A 20,263-nucleotide genomic window follows, 5' to 3' on the forward strand; every position below is an offset into this window, starting at 1 on the left:
CGAGCACGCGTCCCGGAACAGCGCCATCAGGGCAAGGCGGCTCCGGCCCGCAGCGCTCAGGAATTGCAAGATGACCCATGGAATCCGCAACCTCCGTCCTGGGGGAAGTGGGGCGCGAGGTCCGTCACCGCGATCCGGCTCATGCGGCGCGGCAAGGACTGTCGCCGGTCTCGATGACGCCTTCGGGACCCCAAGCCAAGGGGGTCCCGAAGCAGCGGCGGCTACAACCCGTGTGCCTTGCGGATCACCTCCGCAGCCCGCTCGCCGATGATCGCGCAGGGCGCCTGCGTGTTGCCGGTTGTCACGCGCGGCATGATCGAGCCGTCCGCCACCCGCAGGCCGTCCACACCGTAGACCCTGAGCGTATTGTCCACGACCGACATCTCGTCCCGCCCCATCTTGGCTGTGCAGCTCTGGTGCCAATAGGTGACGGCGGCGTCGCGGATGTAGAGGTCGAGCGCCTCGCCCTTCAACTCACCCGGCATGGCCTCGCCGCGCACGAAGGGACGGAAGGCCCGCGCATTCCCCAAGGAGCGGCAGAGCTCGACGCAGGTTCTCGCCGTCGCCAGGTCCGCCGGATCGGACAGGAAGTCCGCGTCCACGGCAACCGGCGCCGACGGGTCCGAGCTCCGCAGGCGCAGGCGCCCGCGGCTGGCAGGCTGTGCGAGCCCCGCAAACATCGTCCACCCATGCGCCGGCACGCCCCGCGCTGCCGTCCGGTCGCTCGGGACGGGAAACTCCACCTGGCAGAACAGAAGGTCCGGTGCATCGAGATCGGGCCGGCTCTTCCAGTACAAGGTCGCCTCGCTGCCGCTGTTGCGGGGCGCGATCGGCTCGGCATACTCCCAGGTGCAGCCAAAGGAGACATGGTCCTGGAAGTTCCGACCGACGCCCGGCAGGTGCTGCAGAAGCGGGATGCCCACGCGCCCGAGTTCTTCGCGGTCGCCGATGCCGGAGTGCATCAGCACCTTTGGCGTCTGCATCGCGCCCAGCGACAGCACGACCTCGGCACTGGCGCCCACCGTCATGACCCGGCCGTCGCGCAGGAATTCAACGCCTGTCGCACGACGGCCGTCGAACACCACGCGACGCAGAAGGGCGCCGGTCAGCACGGTCAGGTTGGGCCGGTCGAGCCAGGGGTGGAGATAGGCCCGGTACAGGGAATGGCGGCGGCCGTTGCGGACCAGGATGTCGCTGATGGCGGCACCACCATCGCCCTCCATCATGCGGCCGTTTGGATGCTCGAAGGTGGGGATGCCGATCTCGCTCGCGGCGTCGAGCATCGCGCACGCGATCGGGCTCGGATCAGGCGCGGGCTGCACCCAGACCGGCCCGCCGGTTCCCCGGAACTGCGGGTCGGGTGTGCCCTGCCAATTCTCGATCCGGCGGTAGATGTCGAGAACGTTCTTGTAGCCCCAGGCCGGATCGCCCGATTCCAGGGCGAAGAAGTCCCAGTCGCTGCGATGCCCGCGCGCCCACACCGCCACGTTGATGCTCGACCCGCCGCCCAGCCCCTTGCCCATGGACAGCGCGAGCTGCCGCCCGTTCAGGTGTGGGTTCGGCTCAGCCTGGAAACCCCAGTCTCGCTCGCTGCCGAGATTGGTCGGCCACAGCGCCGGGTCCAGCACGGATTCGGCCTCGTCGCTGCCGCCAGCCTCGAGCAGCAGCACCTGAACCTGCGGGTTCTCCGCCAGTCGCCGGGCGACGACCGAACCGGAGGCGCCGGCCCCGCAGACGATGACGTCGTAACGGGGTTGCAGCTCGGCCGTCAGCCGCGTCTGGTTGTCACGGACACGCATGGAGAAATCGCGCTCCTCGGAGGAGGCAATGTCGGTCATGGTCTGAAATTCCTTCCTGTTCCGGGCGGCATCATCCGGACGCGCCGTCCCCGGCCGGCCTGCTGGCGCCAGCCAGGGCAGCAGCCGGTGCCGGCGCTGTCCCGGCGCCGGTCATCGCCGGATCGATATCGCAATGGTCAGCGTGTGGCGCGGATGGCCTGCTGCGCTGCTTCGTTGATGACGCCGGCGACAACCTTGGGTTGCGTCATGAAAACGGCGTGGCTGGCCGCGACCTCGGTGACCTTGGCCCCGATGCGGCTCGCCATGTGGCGCAACATGCGGAGGTCGAAGGCCTTGTCGTCGGTTGCGATCACCGCCCAGCTCGGCCGGCTGCGCCAGGCGGCCTGGGACAGCTTCGTGCCGAATGCGGACATGGCGATCGGCACCTGAGAGTCGCGCATGAAGGCCGCCTCGGCGTCGCTGGTGTCGGCGGCGAAGCCGGCCTTGAAATTCTCCGCCTTCACGAAGCCGAAGCCATCGCCATGGGTGTCGATGACGAATTCGGGCGGTGTGACGAAGCCGGCATATTGCTGGGCGGTGGTTTCGCCGGCGTCGGGGGAGAGGGCGGAGACATAGACGAGACCAGCGACCTTCGGGTGGACGCCTGCCTCGGTGATGACGGTGCCGCCCCAGCTATGGCCGACGAGGATGGTGGGCCCGTCCTGGCGGTCGAGGATGCGCCGTGTGGCGGCAACGTCGTCGGCGAGCGAGGTGAGCGGGTTCTGGACCATGCTGACGCGGTAGCCCCGAGCGCTGAGCTCGTCATAGACGCCGCGCCAGCCGGAGGCATCGGCGAAGGCGCCATGCACGAGGACGACGTTTCTGGCCGGCTGCGGGCCGGGACCCTGGCTGGCGGGCTGCGCCTGGGCGGCAGCGGCAACGATTGTGGCGGCGGCGGCAGACGCGACGATGTCACGACGGGTGGGGGACATGACGAGAGTTCCTTTGCGAGGGAGCGGGAAGCGGGCGGCGACGTCGCGTTCAGCCCGCGTGGAGGCTGGGAGGTGCGGGCGCATGACATCCACAGGCGTCATGCAGATGCCGGGCGGGAGCATCGCACCGACCCGAAAGTCATCCACGGCCTTCGCCGCGGCTCCGCGCAGCTCAGCGGCGGCCGAAGCCAGGCCATGCCTGCGAAAGGGGCACCGCCGCGCGGGATCGGTGTTCACAGTCGAATCTCCCATGCCCGGCACGTCGCAACCGGGCGACGACCGAGGCGGAGAATCACGCTCTGGCGGCTTGAAGTCCTCGTCGCGCCGCCAAATAGATCCAAATTTCCGGAGCAAGGAGGGATGCATGCGCGCGGCGCCGTGCCGCTCGCAACAGGGCTCGCCCGCATCCCGGTAGCCGCGTAAGGAGCGTCCAGGCCGCAGCTCGGCCCTCCGCCCCCGGCTGGGGGTAGGTCGGCCGCACGCGTCGCGTGTAGTGTGCGTTCGATCGGATGATGGCGGCCGGTGCATGGCAGCGCCGAGCGAAGAAATGCAAATTTTTCCAAAGGGAGGGGCGTCGTCATGGCCGAGACCGCGAAAGCTTTCGCCTTCGGGCCCTTTCGCCTGGTCCCGGACCGTCGCACCCTTGTCGCCGAGGGCAGGGAGGTCCCGATCCGCGGGCGCGCCTTCGACCTGCTCCTGGCCCTGGTCGAGCGGCGCGACCGCGTTGTCTCGAAGGACGAACTCATGGAGTTGGTCTGGCCAGGCCGCGTCGTGGAGGAGGGGAACCTCACCGTCCATATCGCCGGCCTGCGCAAGCTCCTTGGCAGCGGAATCATCGCCACGCTATCCGGGCGAGGGTACCGGTTCGTCGCCGCCGTCACCGAAATCCCGGCTGAAGAGGGATGGCAGCCCCCGCCTGCCTCCGCTCTCTTGCTATCGGTCCGGGCGGAGGCGCCGGGCCCGGCGGGTTCCCCGCCATGGCCGGGGGACCTGCCGCGACCACTGACGAAGCTCGTCGGCCGCGACGGCGACCTCGAACGGGTCGAGGTAGGTCTGCGCGAATCGCACCTCGTCACGGTCGTGGGGGCCGGCGGTGTGGGCAAGACAAGGCTCGCCCTCGCAGCTGCCGACCGCATCCGGCACGGCTACCCGGATGGCGCCTGGTTCGCCGATCTCGGCCCGGTGAAGGAGCCTCGCCTTGTCGCAGCCACCATCGCTGCCGGCCTTGGTGTCGATGTCGGCGACGGCGACGCGCTCCACGTCGTGATTGCGGCCCTGGCGGGCCGGCGCGGGCTGCTGGTGCTCGACGGCTGCGAGCACCTGCTGCGCGCCGCCGCCGACGCAGCCGAGGCGATCTTGCGAAGCTGCCCCGGCATCGTGATCCTGGCGACCAGCCGCGAGCCGCTCCGCGCCGAGGGCGAGCGGCTCCATCGGCTGCAGCCTCTGGACGCGGCGGCACCCGGTGTCGCGGTCACCGCCAAACGGCTGGCGGACTACCCTGCCAGCGAGCTCTTCGTCGAGCGCGCCCGCGCGGCGCTCGGCGAGTTCGTGCCGGGCGATGCCGAGGCGGGCGAGATCATGAAAATCTGCCAGCGGCTAGACGGCATCCCGCTTGCCATCGAGCTCGCGGCCCCGGCGCTGCAGGCCATGACCCTGACGGAGCTCCGCGAGAGGCTGGAGCGTCACTTCGAGCTGCTCACCGCCGGGCGGCGGACGGCGCTGGCGCGACAGCAGACGCTCAGGGCCACGATCGGCTGGAGCCTCGACCTGCTGGAACCCTTGGAGCGCGCGCTTCTGCTGCGGCTGTCCGTCTTCAGCGGCACCTGGACCGCCGGCTCCGCCGCCTTCCTGGCGGGCTGCGCAGCCGGGGAGGACGCAGTCTGCGGCCTGATCGCCGCGCTGGTGGACAAGTCGCTGGTCCAGGCAGACCTGACAGGGGTACAGGCCCGCTACCGCCTGTTGGCTTCGACACGCTACTACGCCGCCGAGCGCCTTTCCGCGTCCGCCCTGGCCGAGGCTCGGCGCAGCCTGGTGCAATGGCTGGTGAAGGCCTACGAGCGGGCCGAGGCGGATTGGCCGTTCATGGCGGACAACGACTGGTTCGCCCTTTATGCGCCAGAGATCGAGAACCTGCGGGCAGGGTTGGCCTGGGCCTTCGGACCGGACGGCGACGAGCGCCTCGGCGTCGAGCTGGCGAGCCATACCGAGCATGTCTGGGCCGAACTTTCGCTGACGGGCGAGCTGCACGACTGGTTCGACCTGGCGATCTCCAGGATCGACGAGGCAACGCCGCCCGAAGTTGCAGGCCGGTTGTGGCTTGGTCGCTGCGGGTGGATCGCTCCTAGGGGCGCCCAGGCGCTCGACGCCGCGCGCCGGGCAGCTGCGCTGTTCCGTGCCGCCGGCAGCCCGGTCGATCTTGGGCGGGCGCTATGGCGGCAAGCCTGGCAGCACACCCTTTCGGGCAACCTCGCCGCCGCCGGACCCCTAGTCGACGAGGCCGAAAGCCTGCTCCGCGGCGAAAGGGCGAGCAAGGCCCTTGTCTCCTGCCTGAGGGCCCGGGCCGTCTTTCGCTTGCGCGGCAACCAGCCTGCTGCGGCGCGCGCAGACCTGGAGGAGGCACTCTCCATCGCCCGGCGCCTCCGCAGCCCGCGCGACATCGCCCTGACGCTAGGAAGCATGGCCGAATTCCACTGTGCGGGAGGCCGGATGGGAGAAGCCATCGCGGTCGCGCAGGAAGCGCTGGCCTCTCTCGAGCCGGCGCAGGCACGCTCCGCCTGGGTGCAGCATATCGCCGGGGCCGTGGCATCCTACCGGCTTGCGGAAGGCGACATCGCCCGTGCCCGCCCGATCATTGCGGAGAGGCTGACAGCAGCCCGCCTCATGGGCCTGCCGCATGAGGTGGCCGCCAATCTCGAGAGGCTGGCGCTGATCGCCGCGATGGAGGGCGACCTCGCCACGGCCGGGCGGCTCTTTGGCTATGTCCAGTTCTGTCATGCGCAGCGCGGCATCCTGCGCAGCTTCGGCTCGCAGGCCGTTCATGACCGGCTGCTGGCGGTGCTGCGCCAGCGTCTGACCCCGGACGAGCTGGAGCGGATGACGGCGCGCGGAGCCTGCCTTGACGAGGAGGAAATGGTGGCGGAGGCCTTCGCTATCGCGTCGCGGTCATGACGCGGCATGCCGGTGCGTTGCGGCGGTGGCTGCAAGCCAGCTTATGTCGGGACGCCGTGGGTCCGAAGAAACGGCAAGACCACACGGAGAAGTGAGACACGCACAAGGGGGAAAGGCGTGGTGCTCCGCGCCTGGAGGCGAGCGTTCTCGCCGCTCCGTGTTTCCATTGTAGCCGAAGCGGCAGCTCCGGACATTCACCTGCGACATGGCGGAGCGATGGAGGCGGTGCGCTCTCCGAGGGCGCAGGACACGGAGTTTTCCCCATGCACATTCCGAACCGCGCTTCATGGAACGCTGGGCCAGACCTGGCCTCGCTTGTCCACCATGGCCGACACGCCGCTCGGCCATTGCACCTCATTCGGCGGCTTGAGCTTTGGGCCCAGCGATGCTACCGCGCCCGCATCGCGGAGGCGGAGCTCGCCTCGATGAGCGACAGCATGCTTGCCGATATCGGCATGTCACGATGCGAAGTGACCCGGCTCGTGCGCCGCGGCGGGGGCGAGTGACCGCCATGCAGTCGATGACTTCCGCACGGGCCGCCACACCGGACTTCGCCGTGCGCAAGCACTTGATCGAGGTGGACGGCTCGCCCCTTCATGTCTTGGACGCGGGCCGTGGCGACACGGTGCTGCTCGGCCACAGCTATCTCTGGAGCGCCGAGATGTGGCGCCCGCAGGTCGAGGTGTTGGCGCGCCACTACCGCGTCGTCGTTCCCGACCTGTGGGGACATGGCGGCTCTGGCCGTCTCCCGGAGGTCACGCAGGGCGTCGGCGGCCTCGCGCGCCAGCACCTCGCCTTGATGGACGCGCTGGGCATTGAGAGCTTCGCCGTATGCGGTTTGTCGGTTGGCGGCATGTGGGCATTCGAAATGGCCTGCCTCGCGCCGCACCGCGTGCGGGCAATGGCCTTGCTCGACAGCTTCATCGGCGCCGAGCCGCAGCCGGCGAAGCTCCGCTTCTTTGGCATGTTGGACGCGGTAGCCAGCGCAGGCGCGGTTTCATCGCACGTGCTGGACGCCGTCGTGCCGATGTTCTTCGCGCCCGACATCGTATCGTGCCGGCCGGACCTCCCGGCGCGCTTCCGCGCCGCCTTGCAGGACTGGCCGCGTGACCGGTTGCTGGACAGCGTCGTGCCGCTCGGCCGCATGATCTTTGGGCGCCGGGATGCCTTGGATGACGCACCACGGCTTCGCATGCCCCGCATCGTGCTGCATGGCGCGGCCGATATCCCGCGCAGCGTGGAAGAAGCTGAGCGCATGGCGAGCGCGCTCGCCTGCCAGCTCGCCGTGCTGCCGGGCGTTGGCCACATCGCGTCGCTGGAGGCGCCGGAGGTGGTGACGGACCACCTTCTCGGCTTCCTCCAGCATGCGGGGCTGTGCGCCTCGGCTTGACACCGGGCCCGGCGGCAAGCGGCCTGCGCTGCGCACGGGCCTGCCCTGCCTTTCGGGAGAAAGCGGCGCCTGACCAGTGCCGCAGCCAATCGGCACCGGGCGTCCATGACATTTGTAACCATTAGGCCGGCGGCGCGACATGTGCCTGCAACAAGCACCCCGCATATGCCGCGGACGGGTCCGTCGGCCGGTCGCACGCCGGCGGGCGCCATGCGCAGCAGGGCCGGCCCGGACGGACGCCCATGGCAATCACGACGATGGCAGGACGATGCTCGATACCGCTACGACGTTGCAGACGATCGAAGACCACCCCACCGAAACCGGACCCGCCTCCTGGTCGCCGAGGGTTCTCGTCGTGGACGACGACCCCGACATGCGCCGGATGATCGTAAGCTTCCTGGGCAGTAATGGCCTGCATGCGCTCGAGGCGGTCGAACGACAGGAAGTGGAGCGTCAGCTGGCGCGTGACGACCTGGCGCTTATGGTGCTTGACCTACGGCTGGGCGCGCAGAGCGGGCTCGACCTGCTGCGCGAAACTCGCGCCCGCTCCGATATCCCCGTCATCATCGTCACCGGCGAGCGCCGGGACGAGGTGGACCGCGTGATCGGCCTGGAGCTCGGCGCCGACGACTATGTCACCAAGCCCTTCAGCCTGCGCGAGCTGCTGGCGCGCATCCGCGCCGTGCTGCGCCGCCAATCCAGCCATCCCGGACTCCGGCGCGTCGCGGTGCGGCATCGCTTCGAAGGCTGGATGCTGGACCGCCGCCTCCGCCGCCTGACGGCGCCCGACGGTGCGGAGGTGCACCTTACCAAGGGAGAGTTCGCGCTGCTCTGCGCCTTCCTCGATGCACCTGGCCGACCGCTCTCCCGCGAAAGCCTCTTGAAGGCCACACATCTGCATGAAGATGTCTTCGACCGCAGCATCGACGTGCAGGTGCTGCGGCTGCGGCGCAAGCTCGACGCCGGCGGCGCGGCCGGCATGATCCGCACCGAGCGCGGCATTGGCTACATCTTTGATGTGGCGGTCGTGCGCGTGTGATGCGCGTGGCGCTGCGTCTGACCAGCGTGCCGCTCGCTGCGCTGCTGCTCGCCGCTATCCTGGTAAGCCGCAGCCTGGAGGGGGAGCGCGAGGGTCCGGCCCATTCAGGCGTGACCGAAACGACGGAAGGTCTCCACCCCATCGGCGTCCTGCACCCGATGGTCGTTGAAGAGCGCCGGCGCGCACTGGGTGAGCGTCTTTTCGTCGATCCGCGCCTGTCTGGCGACGGCTCGCGCGCCTGCGCCTCCTGTCACGACTTGCGGACCAACGGCGCCACGGCGAACCGGCGCGACTTAGGATTGGACGGGCAGGAGCTGCCCTTGAACACTGCCACCGTGTTCAATGCGGCCTTCAGCTTCCGCCTCGGCTGGGAGGGCGGTGCACGCAGCCTGGAAGCGCACGCCGAAGCCTTGCTCCGCAGCCCCGCCATCATGGGCACGAGCCCCGACATGGTGCTGGGGCGCCTGTCCGCTGACCCGTCCGCCGTCGCGGCCTTCTATGATGCCTATCGCCGGCCTCCGGACAAGGAGGCGCTGCTTGACGCGCTCGCTACCTATCAGCGCAGCCTCGTAACGCCGGGCAGCCCTTTCGACAGGTGGCTCGCCGGCGAAGCCGAAGCGATCACGCCGGAGGAACGAGCAGGGTACACGCTGTTCCGCAGCGTGGGCTGCGCTGCTTGCCACCAGGGCACGAATGTTGGCGGCAATCTTTTCCAGCGGCACGGTATTTTCCATGCGCTGGCGGCGCCCGAGCCGCAGATCCTGCGCGTGCCAAGCCTGCGCAACGTCGCGGTGACTGCGCCCTATTTCCATGACGGCAGCGCGGCCACGCTGGAAGAGGCGGTGCGCGGCATGGGGCTCGCCCAGCTCAACCTTGTGCTGGACGACGAACAGATCGCCTCCATCATCGCCTTCCTGCGGACGCTGACCGGCAGGTACCGCGGCATGCCGCTTGCCGCTCCGCCGTGAGGTTCGGCATCCTGCCCGCCGTGGCGGCAGTCCTGCTCCTGCTCACTTGGCTGCTCTTGAGGGGCTTCGCCGTGGACGGGCAGCCCATCGACACGGCCATGCAGTTGCTGGACGAGATCGAGCTGGCCGAAGCCGCCATGCGACGCGACCTGCTTTCCGCCCGCGTGGGGCTGCTGCGCGACTACGACCCCCTCGTTCGGGCCGAGGGGCAGGTCGAGGCCGCGATCACGCGGCTGCGCGAGCTCGCCACGCCTGCGCATGTCGAGCGGCTGGAAACCTGGCGCGTCCGGCAGCAGGCACTGGTCGAGGCAAGCAAGAGTGCCAATGCGCTGCTGCAGAATTCGCTGGCGCAGTTCGGGCGCCTGACGGCCCGCCTCTCTGCCCCGTCCGGTAGCGGCGTGCCCTTGGCTGGGGCCGGCAGGCTTGGCTCGGCAATGCTGCACCTGACACTCGACACATCGGCGCCCGTGCTCGAAGAAGTGCGGCGCGGCCTTGCCTACATGGGCCAAAAAGCCGCGACGGGCAGCGAAGTCGAGCCGGCTGCAGCCCTGCTCGCGCATGGCTGGCTGCTGCACGACCTGCTGCCGCGCGCGGACGGGCTGCTGCGCGACCTCTTCGCCAACGCGAGCGGGCCAGCGCGGGAGATGATCGCCACGGAGCTGCAGGCCCGGCGCAACGCGCAGGAAGCTGTGGCACGGCGCTACCGGCTGCTGCTCTATGCCAGCGCGCTCCTGCTGCTGGGCGGCCTGCTGCTGCTGGGCGTTCGACTGCGTGCCAAGTCGCTCGCCATGCAGCGTCACCTTGCCTTCGAGCACATGCTGGCACGCCTCTCGGCCCGCCTGATCGGCACCAGCCAGGGCGATTCGGAGGCCAGCCTCGGTCAGGCGCTGGAGGAAATCGCCCGGCGCCTGGGCGCGCAGCGTGCCTATCTGTTGATCGCAGGCAAGGCTTCCCGCGCACATCTCTGGGCGGAGGATGGCAAGGCGCCGACGCCGGGCTGGAGGGAGGCCGCGATCGCGGTGGCTGCCCGCTATTCGCCTTCGGCGGCGGGCACGCTGAGCCTGCCTCCCCAGCATCCCGGATTGCGCGACATGCCGGGCAGGCCATACGCCTGTTTCGCGGTGGTGCGTCGGCTGGAGGGCAACATTACGGCCCTGCTCGGCTGCGACCTGACGCGTCCCGGACGTGTGCCGTCGGAAGAGGAGCTTGGTTCGCTCGGACTCGCGCTCGACGCAGTCCTCAACCTCGTGACCCGGAGCTGCCTGGAGGCGGAGCGGATGCGCCTGGCCGCGCAGGAGGCACAGTCACGGCAGATGCAGGTGCTCGGCACCTTCGCCAGCGGCATCGCGCACAATTTCAACAACATCATCGGTGCCATAATGGGCTTCGCCGAGATGGCGCAGGCAGAGCCTTCCGGGGCACGGATCGGCGATATCCGCCGTGCCGCGGAACGCGCACGAGACCTGACCTCCGACATTCTCACATTCGGGGGACAGCAGCCGAAGCCGCAGGGCGAGGTGGATGTCCGCAGCCTCCTCGCGGAGACGGCGACGTTGGTGCGCGCCATGCTTCCTGCGGAGGTGCGGCTGGTCGTCGATCCGCCGCGCGAGGTCACCATGGTCTTGGGCGATGCGACACGTCTGCAGCAGGTCATCGTGAATCTCTGCCGCAATGCTGCGCAGGCGATGGGCGGCGGAGGGGAGATCACGATAGAGGTCGAAGCGCGCATCCTCCACGCGAAGCTGGCGCTTCGGCTCGGCGAGCTTCGGCCCGACCACTACCTCCTCATCCACGTGCTGGACACGGGGCCGGGCATGGACGAACCGACACTCGGTCGCATCTTCGAGCCTTTCTTCACTACCCGCCCGGCGGGGCACGGGCTTGGCCTGGCGACGGTACGCGAGATCGTCCTGGCCCATGGCGGCGGCATCGCGGTGCAGAGCGCTCCGGCGCAGGGGAGCCGCTTCGAGGTGTGGCTGCCGCGCGCCATCGCCGCGGAGGCGGCGCGGCGCGAGCTGCCGCGCGGCGAGGGCGGGCTGGTGCTGCTTCTGCACGACGACGACCGCTTGCCGCACGAGGAGGAACTGCTTGCCGCACTCGGGTACGAGCCGCGGGGCTTTCGCGCCGCGGCCGCCGCCTTGGAAGCATTGCGCGGCGCACCCCATCGCTTCGAGGCCGCACTGCTTCCGGAAGGCACCCCGGAATTGGCGAGGGCGATCCGCCGTGCGGCACCCGGGCTGCCGGTCATCCTCGCAGGTGTGCCGCAGATGGCCGATGTCCATTGCATAAGCTGGCCGCTGCGGGCGGAGGAGCTGGCTGCGACGCTGCATCGCAGCCTAGCGCGATCCACCCGGCCGACTGGGCAATCCCGCTCCGCTGTTGCATCGCCCGCATCGGGCGTGGGGTTACCGAGGTAGCCGAAAGGCGCCGGTCCGACATCGTCGGGTTGCGCGACGCGTCCACTCTCCTTCCGTCAACCAGAAGGAGGTCGTTATGGACGACATCGCCCGCCCCATCACGGCTTGCGCGCCCCCCAGCCGCGCTACGCCAAGCCGTCGCGCCACATATTGCGCTGTGGCTGCGCTCAGCCTCGGCCTGCTGCCGGCCCTGTCTGCCGCGCAACCATACTACCCGCACATCATCGGTTCCGGCGAGGATCGGACGGTTGACCACGGCCCCGGCCCGCACGGCAACATCGTCGGTGGCGGCCACGTGATCGTCAGCGGAGGCGGCGAGAACATCACGTTCACCCGTCTCGATCCTCAGCTCGGTCAACCGCCGCGTGCCGGGATGATGCCGGTCACCCTCGGCAGCAGCGAGAGTGCGACGGTCTGGGTGCCGGCGGACACCGAGCGGCTGTGGCAGGCGCTGATCGGTGGTGATGGCTCGATGCCCGAGTCTGGTCCGCCGGGCACGTCAGTCCGGAAGGCGTCGCGCCAGGCCGAGCCACAGGGCTGACAAAGGGCTGGCTGCGGGGGGCGTGGGGACACGCCTTCCGCTGTCAGCTGGGTCGGGCATTGCCGGGCACCCTGGGGCGGAGGTGCTCCACACGGGCTGCTCCGGAGCATGGACTCCGCAACTGGCCGCTGCGACTGCGCTGGCAGGAGCACGGCGGCCCAGCCCGGTCGGGTCGCCCCTCGCGGCATAGCCTCCACCCCCACATGACCGAGACGATGCTGTGCGACCCGCCCGTCCTGGACGACAACCGGGCGGGCCTCTGTCATGGACCGGTCCCTGGCCGCCGCTCCGGCGTCATCGAGCAGCCCATCGATGCAACATGTGGGAATACGCAAGAGGGCCACTGAGCATCCAATGGCTCTTGGTCCACCCTGAACTGCCGCATCTCGGACACCTCTGTCGCAAGCCTTTGGGCGTCCGCGAAAACAGGTCGTCCTCGACGCCGCCTCAGCGTGGATGATGGGTTGTACGCTGCAGCAAGCGTCGGACTTGCGCGGGAAACCACCGCTCTCCTCCGCGTGGCGTACGCACACCCCGGGCGGTGAGCGCGTCGGCGAGTTGCTGCAAGGTGATGGCGCCGGCGCGGCGCGCGACTTCGAGATAGGGCAGCACCTCCATCGCGCGCTGCGTCGCGGCCGCCGACGAGGCCGCCCGAGCCGTCTTGCCCGTCTCGGCGTTGCCGGACCGGCGCCGTGGGCGGCCAAGCTCGATCTTCCTTGCCGTCACTTCCGCGAGCGCCGCCTTGGCATGCTCAGGATTGCGCCTCATCTGGGCTCACGCAACCTGCGGGGAGGCATGTCGGATTGCCGGCACTCTGCAGCGCACAGGAGGCCATACCCCCGGCATGATGACGTCGTCACAGCCATGCACGACGCTGCCGTGGCAGCGAAGCCTCCAGGTTAGAGCAGAATCCCTGGCCATCAGGCACCTCCCCGAACGATAGCCGTCGCGAGCCCGGCGACGCCGCGGTCGAGGTGGAAAGCCTTCACAAGGTCGCCCGTGAATTCCGGGACTGCGGCCCAGCGCAGGTGGATCGCATCGAAGAAGTCGCTCGCCTCCACCGATGAGGAGGAGTTGCTGTCCCAATACTCCGCGCCGCTTCCAGCCAGGGCGGTTTGCAGGGCGGTGTTGAAGCGGCCCAGATAATCGCCTGCGGGGTCGTGCAGCCTTCTCCATTCCGGGTGAAGGGGCGTGGACACGACCATGAAGCGGCGTCCGTCCTGCCGCAGCTTCGCTGCGAGCCGCGACAACGCCTCGAGGCAGGCGGGATCCGCCTCGGCGACCTTGCCGTAGAGCAGGCTGCCTCTGACGCCATCGCCTCCCAGCGGGCCGCTGCCATACCTGTCGAAGACCAGCGGGTCGATCCTGTCCGCTCCCGAGCGCTTGCCGGCGATGGACAGGGCATTGCGCACCAGTGAGACCAGGGAGAAGTAGCGGGTGTAATGCAGCCAGGGAGTCGCCCGGCCAAAGATGTAGTCGTCCACGTCGCCAGGGTCGAAGAAGGCGGTTGAGGACGCCGGGCAGCTGTTGAAATCCTGTGGCGCCGCGATGAGCAGCACGTCGCGCACCGTATCGAAATGGCCCAGCAGCCATTCCGTGGCGTAGCCGGTCTGGTTGATGCTGCGGCCGCACATGCCGCCATTGAAGGGCGCCGCTTCAGGCGACGCACGCGTCAGGGTATCGCCGTCGAAGTGGCGCCAGGCGACCGAGGATCCCACCACCAGCAGGTTCGGGGCCTCGGGACGATGCTGCCGCATCGATGCGAACTTCTCATCGATGCAAAGCGAGTTCGTGAGGGCCGGGGGAGGCAGGTTGCCGGTTGCCGACAGACCGAGTAGCGCACCGTAGAAGAGCGCGAACATGGCAGCGAGCGAGCCAAGGAAGGCAGCCAGGTAGTTGCGCCATGGCGGCGCGGTGGCCGCTGGGGCCAGGGCATCTTTCTCAACCTTGGGATTGCCCGAGGAGTTCGATGGATCATGCATCGGCCGGCGCCTCCGCGAGGGCAGCCATGGCATGCGGCGCGGATTGAGTGCCGCCAGTCGGCACGTCCAGCTTTGTGTCGTGCCAGGCCCCGCCAGCATCGGCGTCGATGCCAGAACGCGCCAGAGGGAGGGTTGAGAAGGCGGGAAGGATGTTGAAGGCAAGCGGCAGGGTCGAGCCGCCAATGGGATGCGGTAGAATCGGAAACACGGACATCAAGGCAAACTCCGTGCGGCTCACCTCATGCGGGCATGAGGTTCAGGCGAGCAACGGCGTAAGAAAGCGCGGCCATCCATCCCGCGGGACGCGGGACGCATGTAGCCCTGGGCCGCAAGCGGCGTGTCAGGGCGACAGGAGAAAGGGGGCTATGGCGGCGCGGATGTCATGGTTGGATGAGGTTACTGGAACAGCCCTCGTAATCATAATCACAAGTCTGCATACGGTATGATTGGGCCCAGGGCAGCGCTGATGCGCACCATCGTGCTGCAAGTCTCGATTCCTCGGTCATGGCATCGCCTGCAGGCTTTGGTCGGATCGCAGGGTTTGCGAGGCGCAATCACCACCAGATGCCCAGGTTGCAGCGCAGCACGGTTGCGGTTATCTTTTACTTATTCGTACGGACCCGGCGCAATCCCGGGTGGCTCTTCCGGCCGCTGATCCGCCGGACAACGCATGCGACATTCCAGGATAGCCCGGCGGCACCCGGCGCGCTCTCCGTGTCCGATGCGGATTCCTCGCTCCTATGAAACACATGCGGTCCCCGCTGCGCGGATGGTTCTCGAACACCCGCAGCGATATCCTGTCCGGCCTCGTCGTTGCCCTTGCCTTGATACCGGAGGCGATCGGCTTTTCCGTCATCGCTGGCGTCGACCCCAAGGTGGGCCTTTACGCCTCCGTGGTCATCGCCTGCGTCATCGCCTTCGCGGGTGGCCGTCCGGCGATGATCTCCGCGGCGACGGCTGCGACCGCGGTCCTGATGACCGACCTCGTGCGCGATCACGGGGTGCAGTACCTGTTGGCCGCCACCATCCTGATGGGCATCTTCCAAATTCTGGCCGGCCTTCTCAAATTGGGTCGGCTTATGCGGTTCGTGTCGCAGTCCGTCATGACGGGTTTCGTCAACGCGCTGGCGATCTTGATATTCCTGGCCCAACTCCCGCAGCTGGTTGACGTCTCGGCGGCAACCTATGGGCTCGTCGCACTCGGCCTGGCCATCATCTACGGCTTTCCGCGCCTCACCCGTGCCGTTCCTTCGCCACTGGTCGCCATTGCGGTCCTGACGGCTTTGACGGCGGCACTCCGCCTCGACGTGCGGACGGTCGCCGACCTCGGTCAGCTTCCCTCGGCCCTGCCCAGCTTCGGCTTTCCCGATGTGCCGATGACGCTCGAGACCCTGCAGATTCTGCTTCCGGTGTCGCTGACGCTGGCCACGGTCGGCCTGCTGGAATCGCTGCTCACGGCGCAGATCGTCGATGACATGACGGACACGCCCAGCAGCAAGAACCGGGAGTGCGTCGGCCAGGGCGTGGCGAACATGGCCTCGGCCGCTTTCGGCGGCATGGGGGGCTGCGCGATGATCGGCCAGTCGGTCATCAATGTGTCTTCCGGAGGCCGCGGTCGCCTGTCGACCCTCACCGCCGGCGTGTTCCTCCTGGTGCTGCTGGTTGTCCTCCAGGACCTGCTCGCCATCGTGCCGGTCGCGGCGCTCACGGCGGTGATGGTCATGGTTTCCATCAATACCTTCTCCTGAGCCTCCATTGCGCGGCTGCGAAGCAACCCGCTGCCGTCCTCGGTGGTGATGCTGGCGACGGTGGCGACCGTCGTCGCCACGGCCGACCTGGCCAAGGGCGTACTGGTCGGAGTGCTGCTCTCCGGCGTCTTCTTCGCCGGCAAGGTGTCCCGCCTGAGCCGCGTCACCTCGGAGTTCTCGGCCGACGGCAAGGTTCGCACCTACAAGGTGGAAGGCCAGGTCTTCTTCGCCTCGGCAGGCACCCTCTTCGACGCGATCGACCTGCTGGAGCCCGCGGAGCACATCGTCATCGACGTCAGCGACGCCCAGTTCTGGGACATCTCGGCCGTCGGCGCTCTGGATCGGGTCGTGCTCAAGGGGCGCCGTTACGGGCACGACGTGCGGGTGGTTGGCTTGATCGAAGCGAGCGCCACCATGGTCGAGCGGTTCGCCTCGCACAGGCAGGATGCTGCCGCACCCGTCCGGCCCCATTCTTGAAGCGCACAGGCTGATGCGCGGCTATGAGTGCCGCTGCGGCATCGGCAAGGCATGATCCGCGTTGGAAGGAGCGCGCCCCCGCGGGGATCGGCATGCCGTTGACGACGCGCCTACGAGGGCAGCTGCCTCAAAATGTTCGGAAATGACGCCGGCGTCAGCAGCACCCGCTGCGCGGTGTGCAGCAGGCCGAGCCGGCCTTGGCGTCCTGTTCGGCACGGTGCCGCGGCTTGCAGATGGCGGGCCGGGGACCCAGCTCGATCACGACGCTGGCGGCCTCGACGCGGATGGCTTCGACATCGAAGACCTGCATGGGACGGCCGGGCGGCCCGATCTCGAAGGTCAGCCGGCTGTCCGGCTCAAGGTTCACCCGAGCTGCCACCTTCTCCAGGATGGAAAGGAACTTGCCGACCTCCATGGGGTCCGGCTTGTCGGCCGAAGCGGGTAGGTCCTCCACCTGCAGGATCGTCTCCCGCCAGGCATCCGGGTTGCCGCCGCAGTCGAGGGTGACGAAGGAGCCCGCCTTCACCTCGGTGACGTGGTAGCCGCCCCCGGTCTGGCGCCCGTCGTAGCTGATGACCAGCCGGCGCGCCCCATGGGGCAGCAAAGCGTCGAGTACAACGCCCAACGAGGCGTCGCCCTGGAAGCCGATGTTCACCGGGAGGACAGGCGCGTTCATCGTGACCTCTTTTATCTCAACCTCTCTTGAGTTATTGAGCCGTCATGGATGAAATGCAAGCACTCGATGCGCTCGGCGCCTTGTCGCAGGAGACCCGCCTGAGGATCGTGCGCCTGCTGGTGACGGCCGGGCCAGCAGGCATGGCCGCCGGTGCGATCGGGGACGCCATGGGCGCCACCTCCTCGCGCCTGTCCTTCCACCTCACCCACCTCGAGGCAGCCGGGCTGGTCCAGTCGCGGCGGGAGGGTCGATCGATCCGCTACTCGGCCGTCTACGAGGCCCTCTCCGGCCTCATCGCCTTCCTGATGCGCGACTGCTGCCAGGGCCACCCGGAGGTCTGCACTCCGGCGCTCTCGGCCTGTGCCTGCCCTCCTGTGGAGCCCGCGGAATGACCGTCACGATCTACCACAACCCGGATTGCGGGACGTCCCGCAACACCCTGGCCCTCATCCGGAACAGCGGGGAGGAGCCGAAGGTCATCGAGTACCTGAGGACCCCGCCGGCTCGGGAGGTGCTGGCCGACCTCGTCCAGCGCATGGGCATCCCGGTGCGCGACGTGCTCCGCGAGAAGGGCACCCCCTACGCGGAACTCGGCCTCGGCGACCCGTCCCTGACCGACAGCCAATTGCTCGACGCCATGATGGCGCATCCCATCCTCATAAACCGCCCGATCGTGGTGACGCCCCTTGGCGTGAAGCTCTGCAGGCCGTCCGAGACCGTCCTCGAGATCCTGCCGGACCCGCAGCGCGGCGCCTTCGCCAAGGAGGACGGCGAGGCGGTGGTGGACGCCGATGGGCACCGCGTCGCCAAGGATCCGGCGGCATGAGCGCGGCTGCCGAAGGCGAGGCCGCCATCGGGCGCCGAAAGGCTGCCATGGGCACCTTCGAGCGCTACCTGACCCTCTGGGTTGCCCTCTGCATCGTCGTCGGCATTGCGCTCGGCGCCTTGCTGCCCGGCCCCTTCCAGGCGCTCGGCCGCATGGAGGTGGCCCAGGTCAACATCCCGGTCGCCCTGCTCATCTGGGCGATGATCGTGCCGATGCTGCTCCGCGTGGATTTCGCGGCCATGGGGCAGGTCGCGCGCCACTGGCGCGGCATCGCCGTCACGGTCGGCATCAATTGGCTGGTGAAGCCCTTCTCCATGGCGCTGCTCGGCTGGCTGTTCATCGGCTGGCTGTTCCGGCCGTGGCTGCCCGCGGGCCAGGTCGACAGCTACATCGCGGGGCTCATCCTGCTGGCGGCCGCGCCCTGCACGGCCATGGTCTTCGTATGGTCGCGCCTGACCGACGGCGACGCCAACTTCACCCTGTCGCAGGTCGCGCTGAACGACGCGATCATTCTCGTGGCCTTCGCGCCCGTGGTCGGACTGCTGCTCGGCCTCTCTGCCATCACCGTGCCCTGGGACACGCTGATCCTCTCGGTTGGGCTTTACATCGTCCTGCCCCTTGCCGCGGCGCAGGTCTGGCGGCGGTCGCTGGTCGCTTCAGGCGGCAAGGCGCTTGAGCGCACGCTGAAGGCGCTGCACCCGGTGTCGCTGGTCGCGCTGCTGGCCACGCTGGTGCTGCTGTTCGGCTTCCAGGGCGGGCAGATCCTCGCGCAGCCGCTGGTCATCCTGCTGCTGGCAGTGCCCATCCTCGTCCAGGTCTATCTGAACGCGGGCCTCGCCTACGTCCTGAACCGCCAGTGCGGCTCGGCCCACAGCGTTGCCGGGCCCTCCGCGCTCATAGGCGCCTCGAACTTTTTCGAGCTCGCCGTCGCCGTCGCGATCGGGCTCTACGGCTTCGAGAGCGGCGCCGCACTGGCAACCGTGGTCGGCGTGCTGGTCGAGGTGCCCGTCATGCTGTCCGTCGTGCACATCGTGATGCGGACCCGGGGCTGGTACGAGCGCAGATGACGGCTGCGGATCTCTCGCGGCGCCGGGGTGTGGTCACCACCACCCTCGGCGTCACGCAGACCCTCGCCTGGGGCTCCACCTACTACCTCCCGGCGGTCTTCGCCGACCCGGTCTGCGAGGCGCTGGGCCTGTCGCGGGCCTGGTTCTTCGGCATCTTCTCCGGCGCCTTGCTGCTTTCCGGCCTGGTTGGCCCGACCGCCGGGCGACTCATCGACGCCTATGGCGGCCGTGACGTGCTGGCGGCTTCCAACATCGTTTTCGCGGCCGGGCTGGCATTGCTGGCCTGGGCGTCCGGGCCCATCACGCTGGCACTCGCCTGGGTGGTGATCGGCGTCGGCATGGGGTTCGGCCTCTACGAGGCCGCCTTCGCCACGGTCACGGGCCTCTACGGGCGCGAGGCGCGCAACGCGATCACCGGAATCACCCTCTTCGCCGGCTTCGCCAGTACGGTGGGGTGGCCGGCCAGCGCCCTCATGATCGACATCCTGGGGTGGCGCGGCGCCTGCCTGGCCTGGGCGTTCCTGCACCTGGCCGTGGCCCTGCCGATGAACCGCTTCCTCGTCGCCAAGGCGCCGCCGCCCGTGCCCGCCGCCGCGCAGGCCGATGCCGCGGCCGGCGGCATACCCTGGACCATGGTCATCCTGGCGGCCGTCTTCGCGGCAACCGCTTTCGTCTCGACCGCCATGGCGACCCACCTGCCGCGCGTCATCGAGGCCCTGGGCGCGGCGCCGGCCGCGGCGATCTTCGCGGCGTCGCTGGTCGGCCCGGCGCAGGTCGCCGCCCGCATGGCGGAGTTCGCGCTGCTGCGGAAGGCGTCGCCCCTCGTCACCGCCCAGCTGGTCGCGGGCCTGCATCCCGTCGGAGCGGTGCTACTGGCCTTCATGGGTCCGGCGGCCGCCATCCCCTTCGTGGTGCTGCACGGCGCCGGCAACGGCCTGCTGACCATCGCGCGCGGAACACTGCCGCTCGCGCTGTTCGGGCCCGCCGGCTACGGGCTGCGGACGGGGCTGCTGGCCGCCCCTGCACGCCTGCTGCAGGGTGCGGCGCCGCTCGTCTTCGCGCTGGTGCTGGACTCGCTCGGGCCACGCGCCGCGCTCCTGCTATCCGGCTCCCTCACGGCGCTGTCCCTGCTCGCCCTGCTGGCTCTCGCACGCCGAACGCGCGGTAAGGGTGCAGGCTGACCCCGCCGAGGAT

At 69.0% G+C, this 20,263-nt stretch carries 17 protein-coding genes, 1 pseudogene and 1 other annotated feature; of the genes and pseudogenes, 12 read left to right on the top strand and 6 right to left on the bottom strand.

The annotated features are described in order from the left end of the window. Positions 1-221: 221 nt before the first annotated feature. Together LH62_RS16925 and LH62_RS16930 are read right to left on the bottom strand one after the other, a co-directional pair. A complete protein-coding gene (locus LH62_RS16925) occupies positions 222-1,838 on the bottom strand; it encodes a GMC family oxidoreductase (protein ID WP_043363227.1) in 1,617 nt (538 codons plus the stop codon). 137 nt (positions 1,839-1,975) lie between these two features. Beyond that, the gene (locus tag LH62_RS16930; RefSeq protein WP_043366002.1) at positions 1,976-2,770 is read right to left on the bottom strand and encodes an alpha/beta fold hydrolase; all 795 of its coding nucleotides are present in this window, start codon (positions 2,768-2,770) and stop codon (positions 1,976-1,978) included. A 579-nt stretch (positions 2,771-3,349) separates the two neighbouring features. Between LH62_RS16930 and LH62_RS28500 the strand changes: the two genes are divergently transcribed. The 7 genes from LH62_RS28500 (at position 3,350) to LH62_RS16960 (ending at position 12,293) form a co-directional block, all read left to right on the top strand. Continuing rightward, positions 3,350-5,938 carry a winged helix-turn-helix domain-containing protein gene (locus LH62_RS28500; protein ID WP_052214606.1) on the top strand — a complete coding sequence of 863 codons (2,589 nt, stop codon included), beginning with the start codon at positions 3,350-3,352 and terminating at the stop codon, positions 5,936-5,938. A 263-nt stretch (positions 5,939-6,201) separates the two neighbouring features. Beyond that, positions 6,202-6,444 (top strand): DUF1127 domain-containing protein, encoded by a 243-nt coding sequence (locus LH62_RS32720; RefSeq protein WP_082012619.1) that lies wholly within the window; start codon positions 6,202-6,204, stop codon positions 6,442-6,444. Between the two features lie 5 nt (positions 6,445-6,449). After that, a complete protein-coding gene (locus LH62_RS16940; RefSeq protein ID WP_236552654.1) occupies positions 6,450-7,328 on the top strand; it encodes an alpha/beta fold hydrolase in 879 nt (292 codons plus the stop codon). Positions 7,329-7,596: 268 nt separating this feature from the next. Next, complete coding sequence (locus tag LH62_RS16945; RefSeq protein ID WP_082012620.1) at positions 7,597-8,367, top strand: response regulator; 771 nt, start codon at positions 7,597-7,599, stop codon at positions 8,365-8,367. Then, positions 8,367-9,335 carry a cytochrome-c peroxidase gene (locus tag LH62_RS16950; RefSeq protein WP_082012621.1) on the top strand — a complete coding sequence of 323 codons (969 nt, stop codon included), beginning with the start codon at positions 8,367-8,369 and terminating at the stop codon, positions 9,333-9,335. Before LH62_RS16945 ends, LH62_RS16950 begins: the two co-directional genes overlap by 1 nt. Before the next feature lie 20 nt (positions 9,336-9,355). Further along, a complete protein-coding gene (locus tag LH62_RS16955; protein ID WP_255360023.1) occupies positions 9,356-11,752 on the top strand; it encodes a two-component system VirA-like sensor kinase in 2,397 nt (798 codons plus the stop codon). 76 nt (positions 11,753-11,828) lie between these two features. Continuing rightward, positions 11,829-12,293: a hypothetical protein gene (locus LH62_RS16960; protein WP_043363229.1), complete on the top strand. Its 465-nt coding sequence runs from the start codon at positions 11,829-11,831 to the stop codon at positions 12,291-12,293. 447 nt (positions 12,294-12,740) lie between these two features. On the opposite strand, the gene LH62_RS16965 is transcribed toward LH62_RS16960, so the two are convergent. From LH62_RS16965 to LH62_RS16975, 3 genes are all read right to left on the bottom strand, one after another. After that, positions 12,741-13,061, bottom strand: coding sequence for a hypothetical protein (locus LH62_RS16965; protein ID WP_052214608.1), 321 nt, complete (start codon positions 13,059-13,061; stop codon positions 12,741-12,743). A gap of 152 nt (positions 13,062-13,213) precedes the next feature. Next, positions 13,214-14,275 carry a hypothetical protein gene (locus LH62_RS16970; RefSeq protein WP_052214609.1) on the bottom strand — a complete coding sequence of 354 codons (1,062 nt, stop codon included), beginning with the start codon at positions 14,273-14,275 and terminating at the stop codon, positions 13,214-13,216. Next, the gene (locus LH62_RS16975; protein ID WP_144404511.1) at positions 14,268-14,513 is read right to left on the bottom strand and encodes a hypothetical protein; all 246 of its coding nucleotides are present in this window, start codon (positions 14,511-14,513) and stop codon (positions 14,268-14,270) included. Before LH62_RS16975 ends, LH62_RS16970 begins: the two co-directional genes overlap by 8 nt. Before the next feature lie 375 nt (positions 14,514-14,888). Then, positions 14,889-14,944, top strand: a sequence feature (sul1 is cis-regulatory element that is thought to sense ions involved in sulfur or methionine metabolism; They are found in Alphaproteobacteria). An 80-nt stretch (positions 14,945-15,024) separates the two neighbouring features. Between LH62_RS16975 and LH62_RS16980 the strand changes: the two are divergent. Continuing rightward, positions 15,025-16,500, top strand: a pseudogene (locus tag LH62_RS16980) (SulP family inorganic anion transporter). A 154-nt stretch (positions 16,501-16,654) separates the two neighbouring features. Here LH62_RS16980 and LH62_RS16985 read toward each other — a convergent pair. Next, positions 16,655-17,176 carry a DUF6428 family protein gene (locus tag LH62_RS16985; RefSeq protein WP_043363234.1) on the bottom strand — a complete coding sequence of 174 codons (522 nt, stop codon included), beginning with the start codon at positions 17,174-17,176 and terminating at the stop codon, positions 16,655-16,657. Positions 17,177-17,220: 44 nt separating this feature from the next. Here LH62_RS16985 and LH62_RS16990 point away from each other — a divergent pair, with 44 nt between their 5' ends. The 4 genes from LH62_RS16990 to LH62_RS17005 are packed head-to-tail and all read left to right on the top strand — an operon-like array spanning position 17,221 to position 20,250. Further along, positions 17,221-17,568 (top strand): helix-turn-helix transcriptional regulator, encoded by a 348-nt coding sequence (locus LH62_RS16990; protein WP_043363236.1) that lies wholly within the window; start codon positions 17,221-17,223, stop codon positions 17,566-17,568. Then, a complete protein-coding gene (gene arsC / locus LH62_RS16995) occupies positions 17,565-18,002 on the top strand; it encodes an arsenate reductase (glutaredoxin) (protein ID WP_043363239.1) in 438 nt (145 codons plus the stop codon). The genes LH62_RS16990 and arsC overlap by 4 nt, the downstream gene beginning before the upstream one ends. Continuing rightward, positions 17,999-19,069: an ACR3 family arsenite efflux transporter gene (gene arsB, locus LH62_RS17000; RefSeq protein ID WP_236552567.1), complete on the top strand. Its 1,071-nt coding sequence runs from the start codon at positions 17,999-18,001 to the stop codon at positions 19,067-19,069. The genes arsC and arsB overlap by 4 nt, the downstream gene beginning before the upstream one ends. Then, positions 19,066-20,250, top strand: coding sequence for an MFS transporter (locus tag LH62_RS17005; protein ID WP_043363241.1), 1,185 nt, complete (start codon positions 19,066-19,068; stop codon positions 20,248-20,250). Before arsB ends, LH62_RS17005 begins: the two co-directional genes overlap by 4 nt. Positions 20,251-20,263: the final 13 nt, after the last annotated feature.

Source organism: Belnapia sp. F-4-1 (assembly GCF_000802185.1).
GTDB lineage: Bacteria > Pseudomonadota > Alphaproteobacteria > Acetobacterales > Acetobacteraceae > Belnapia.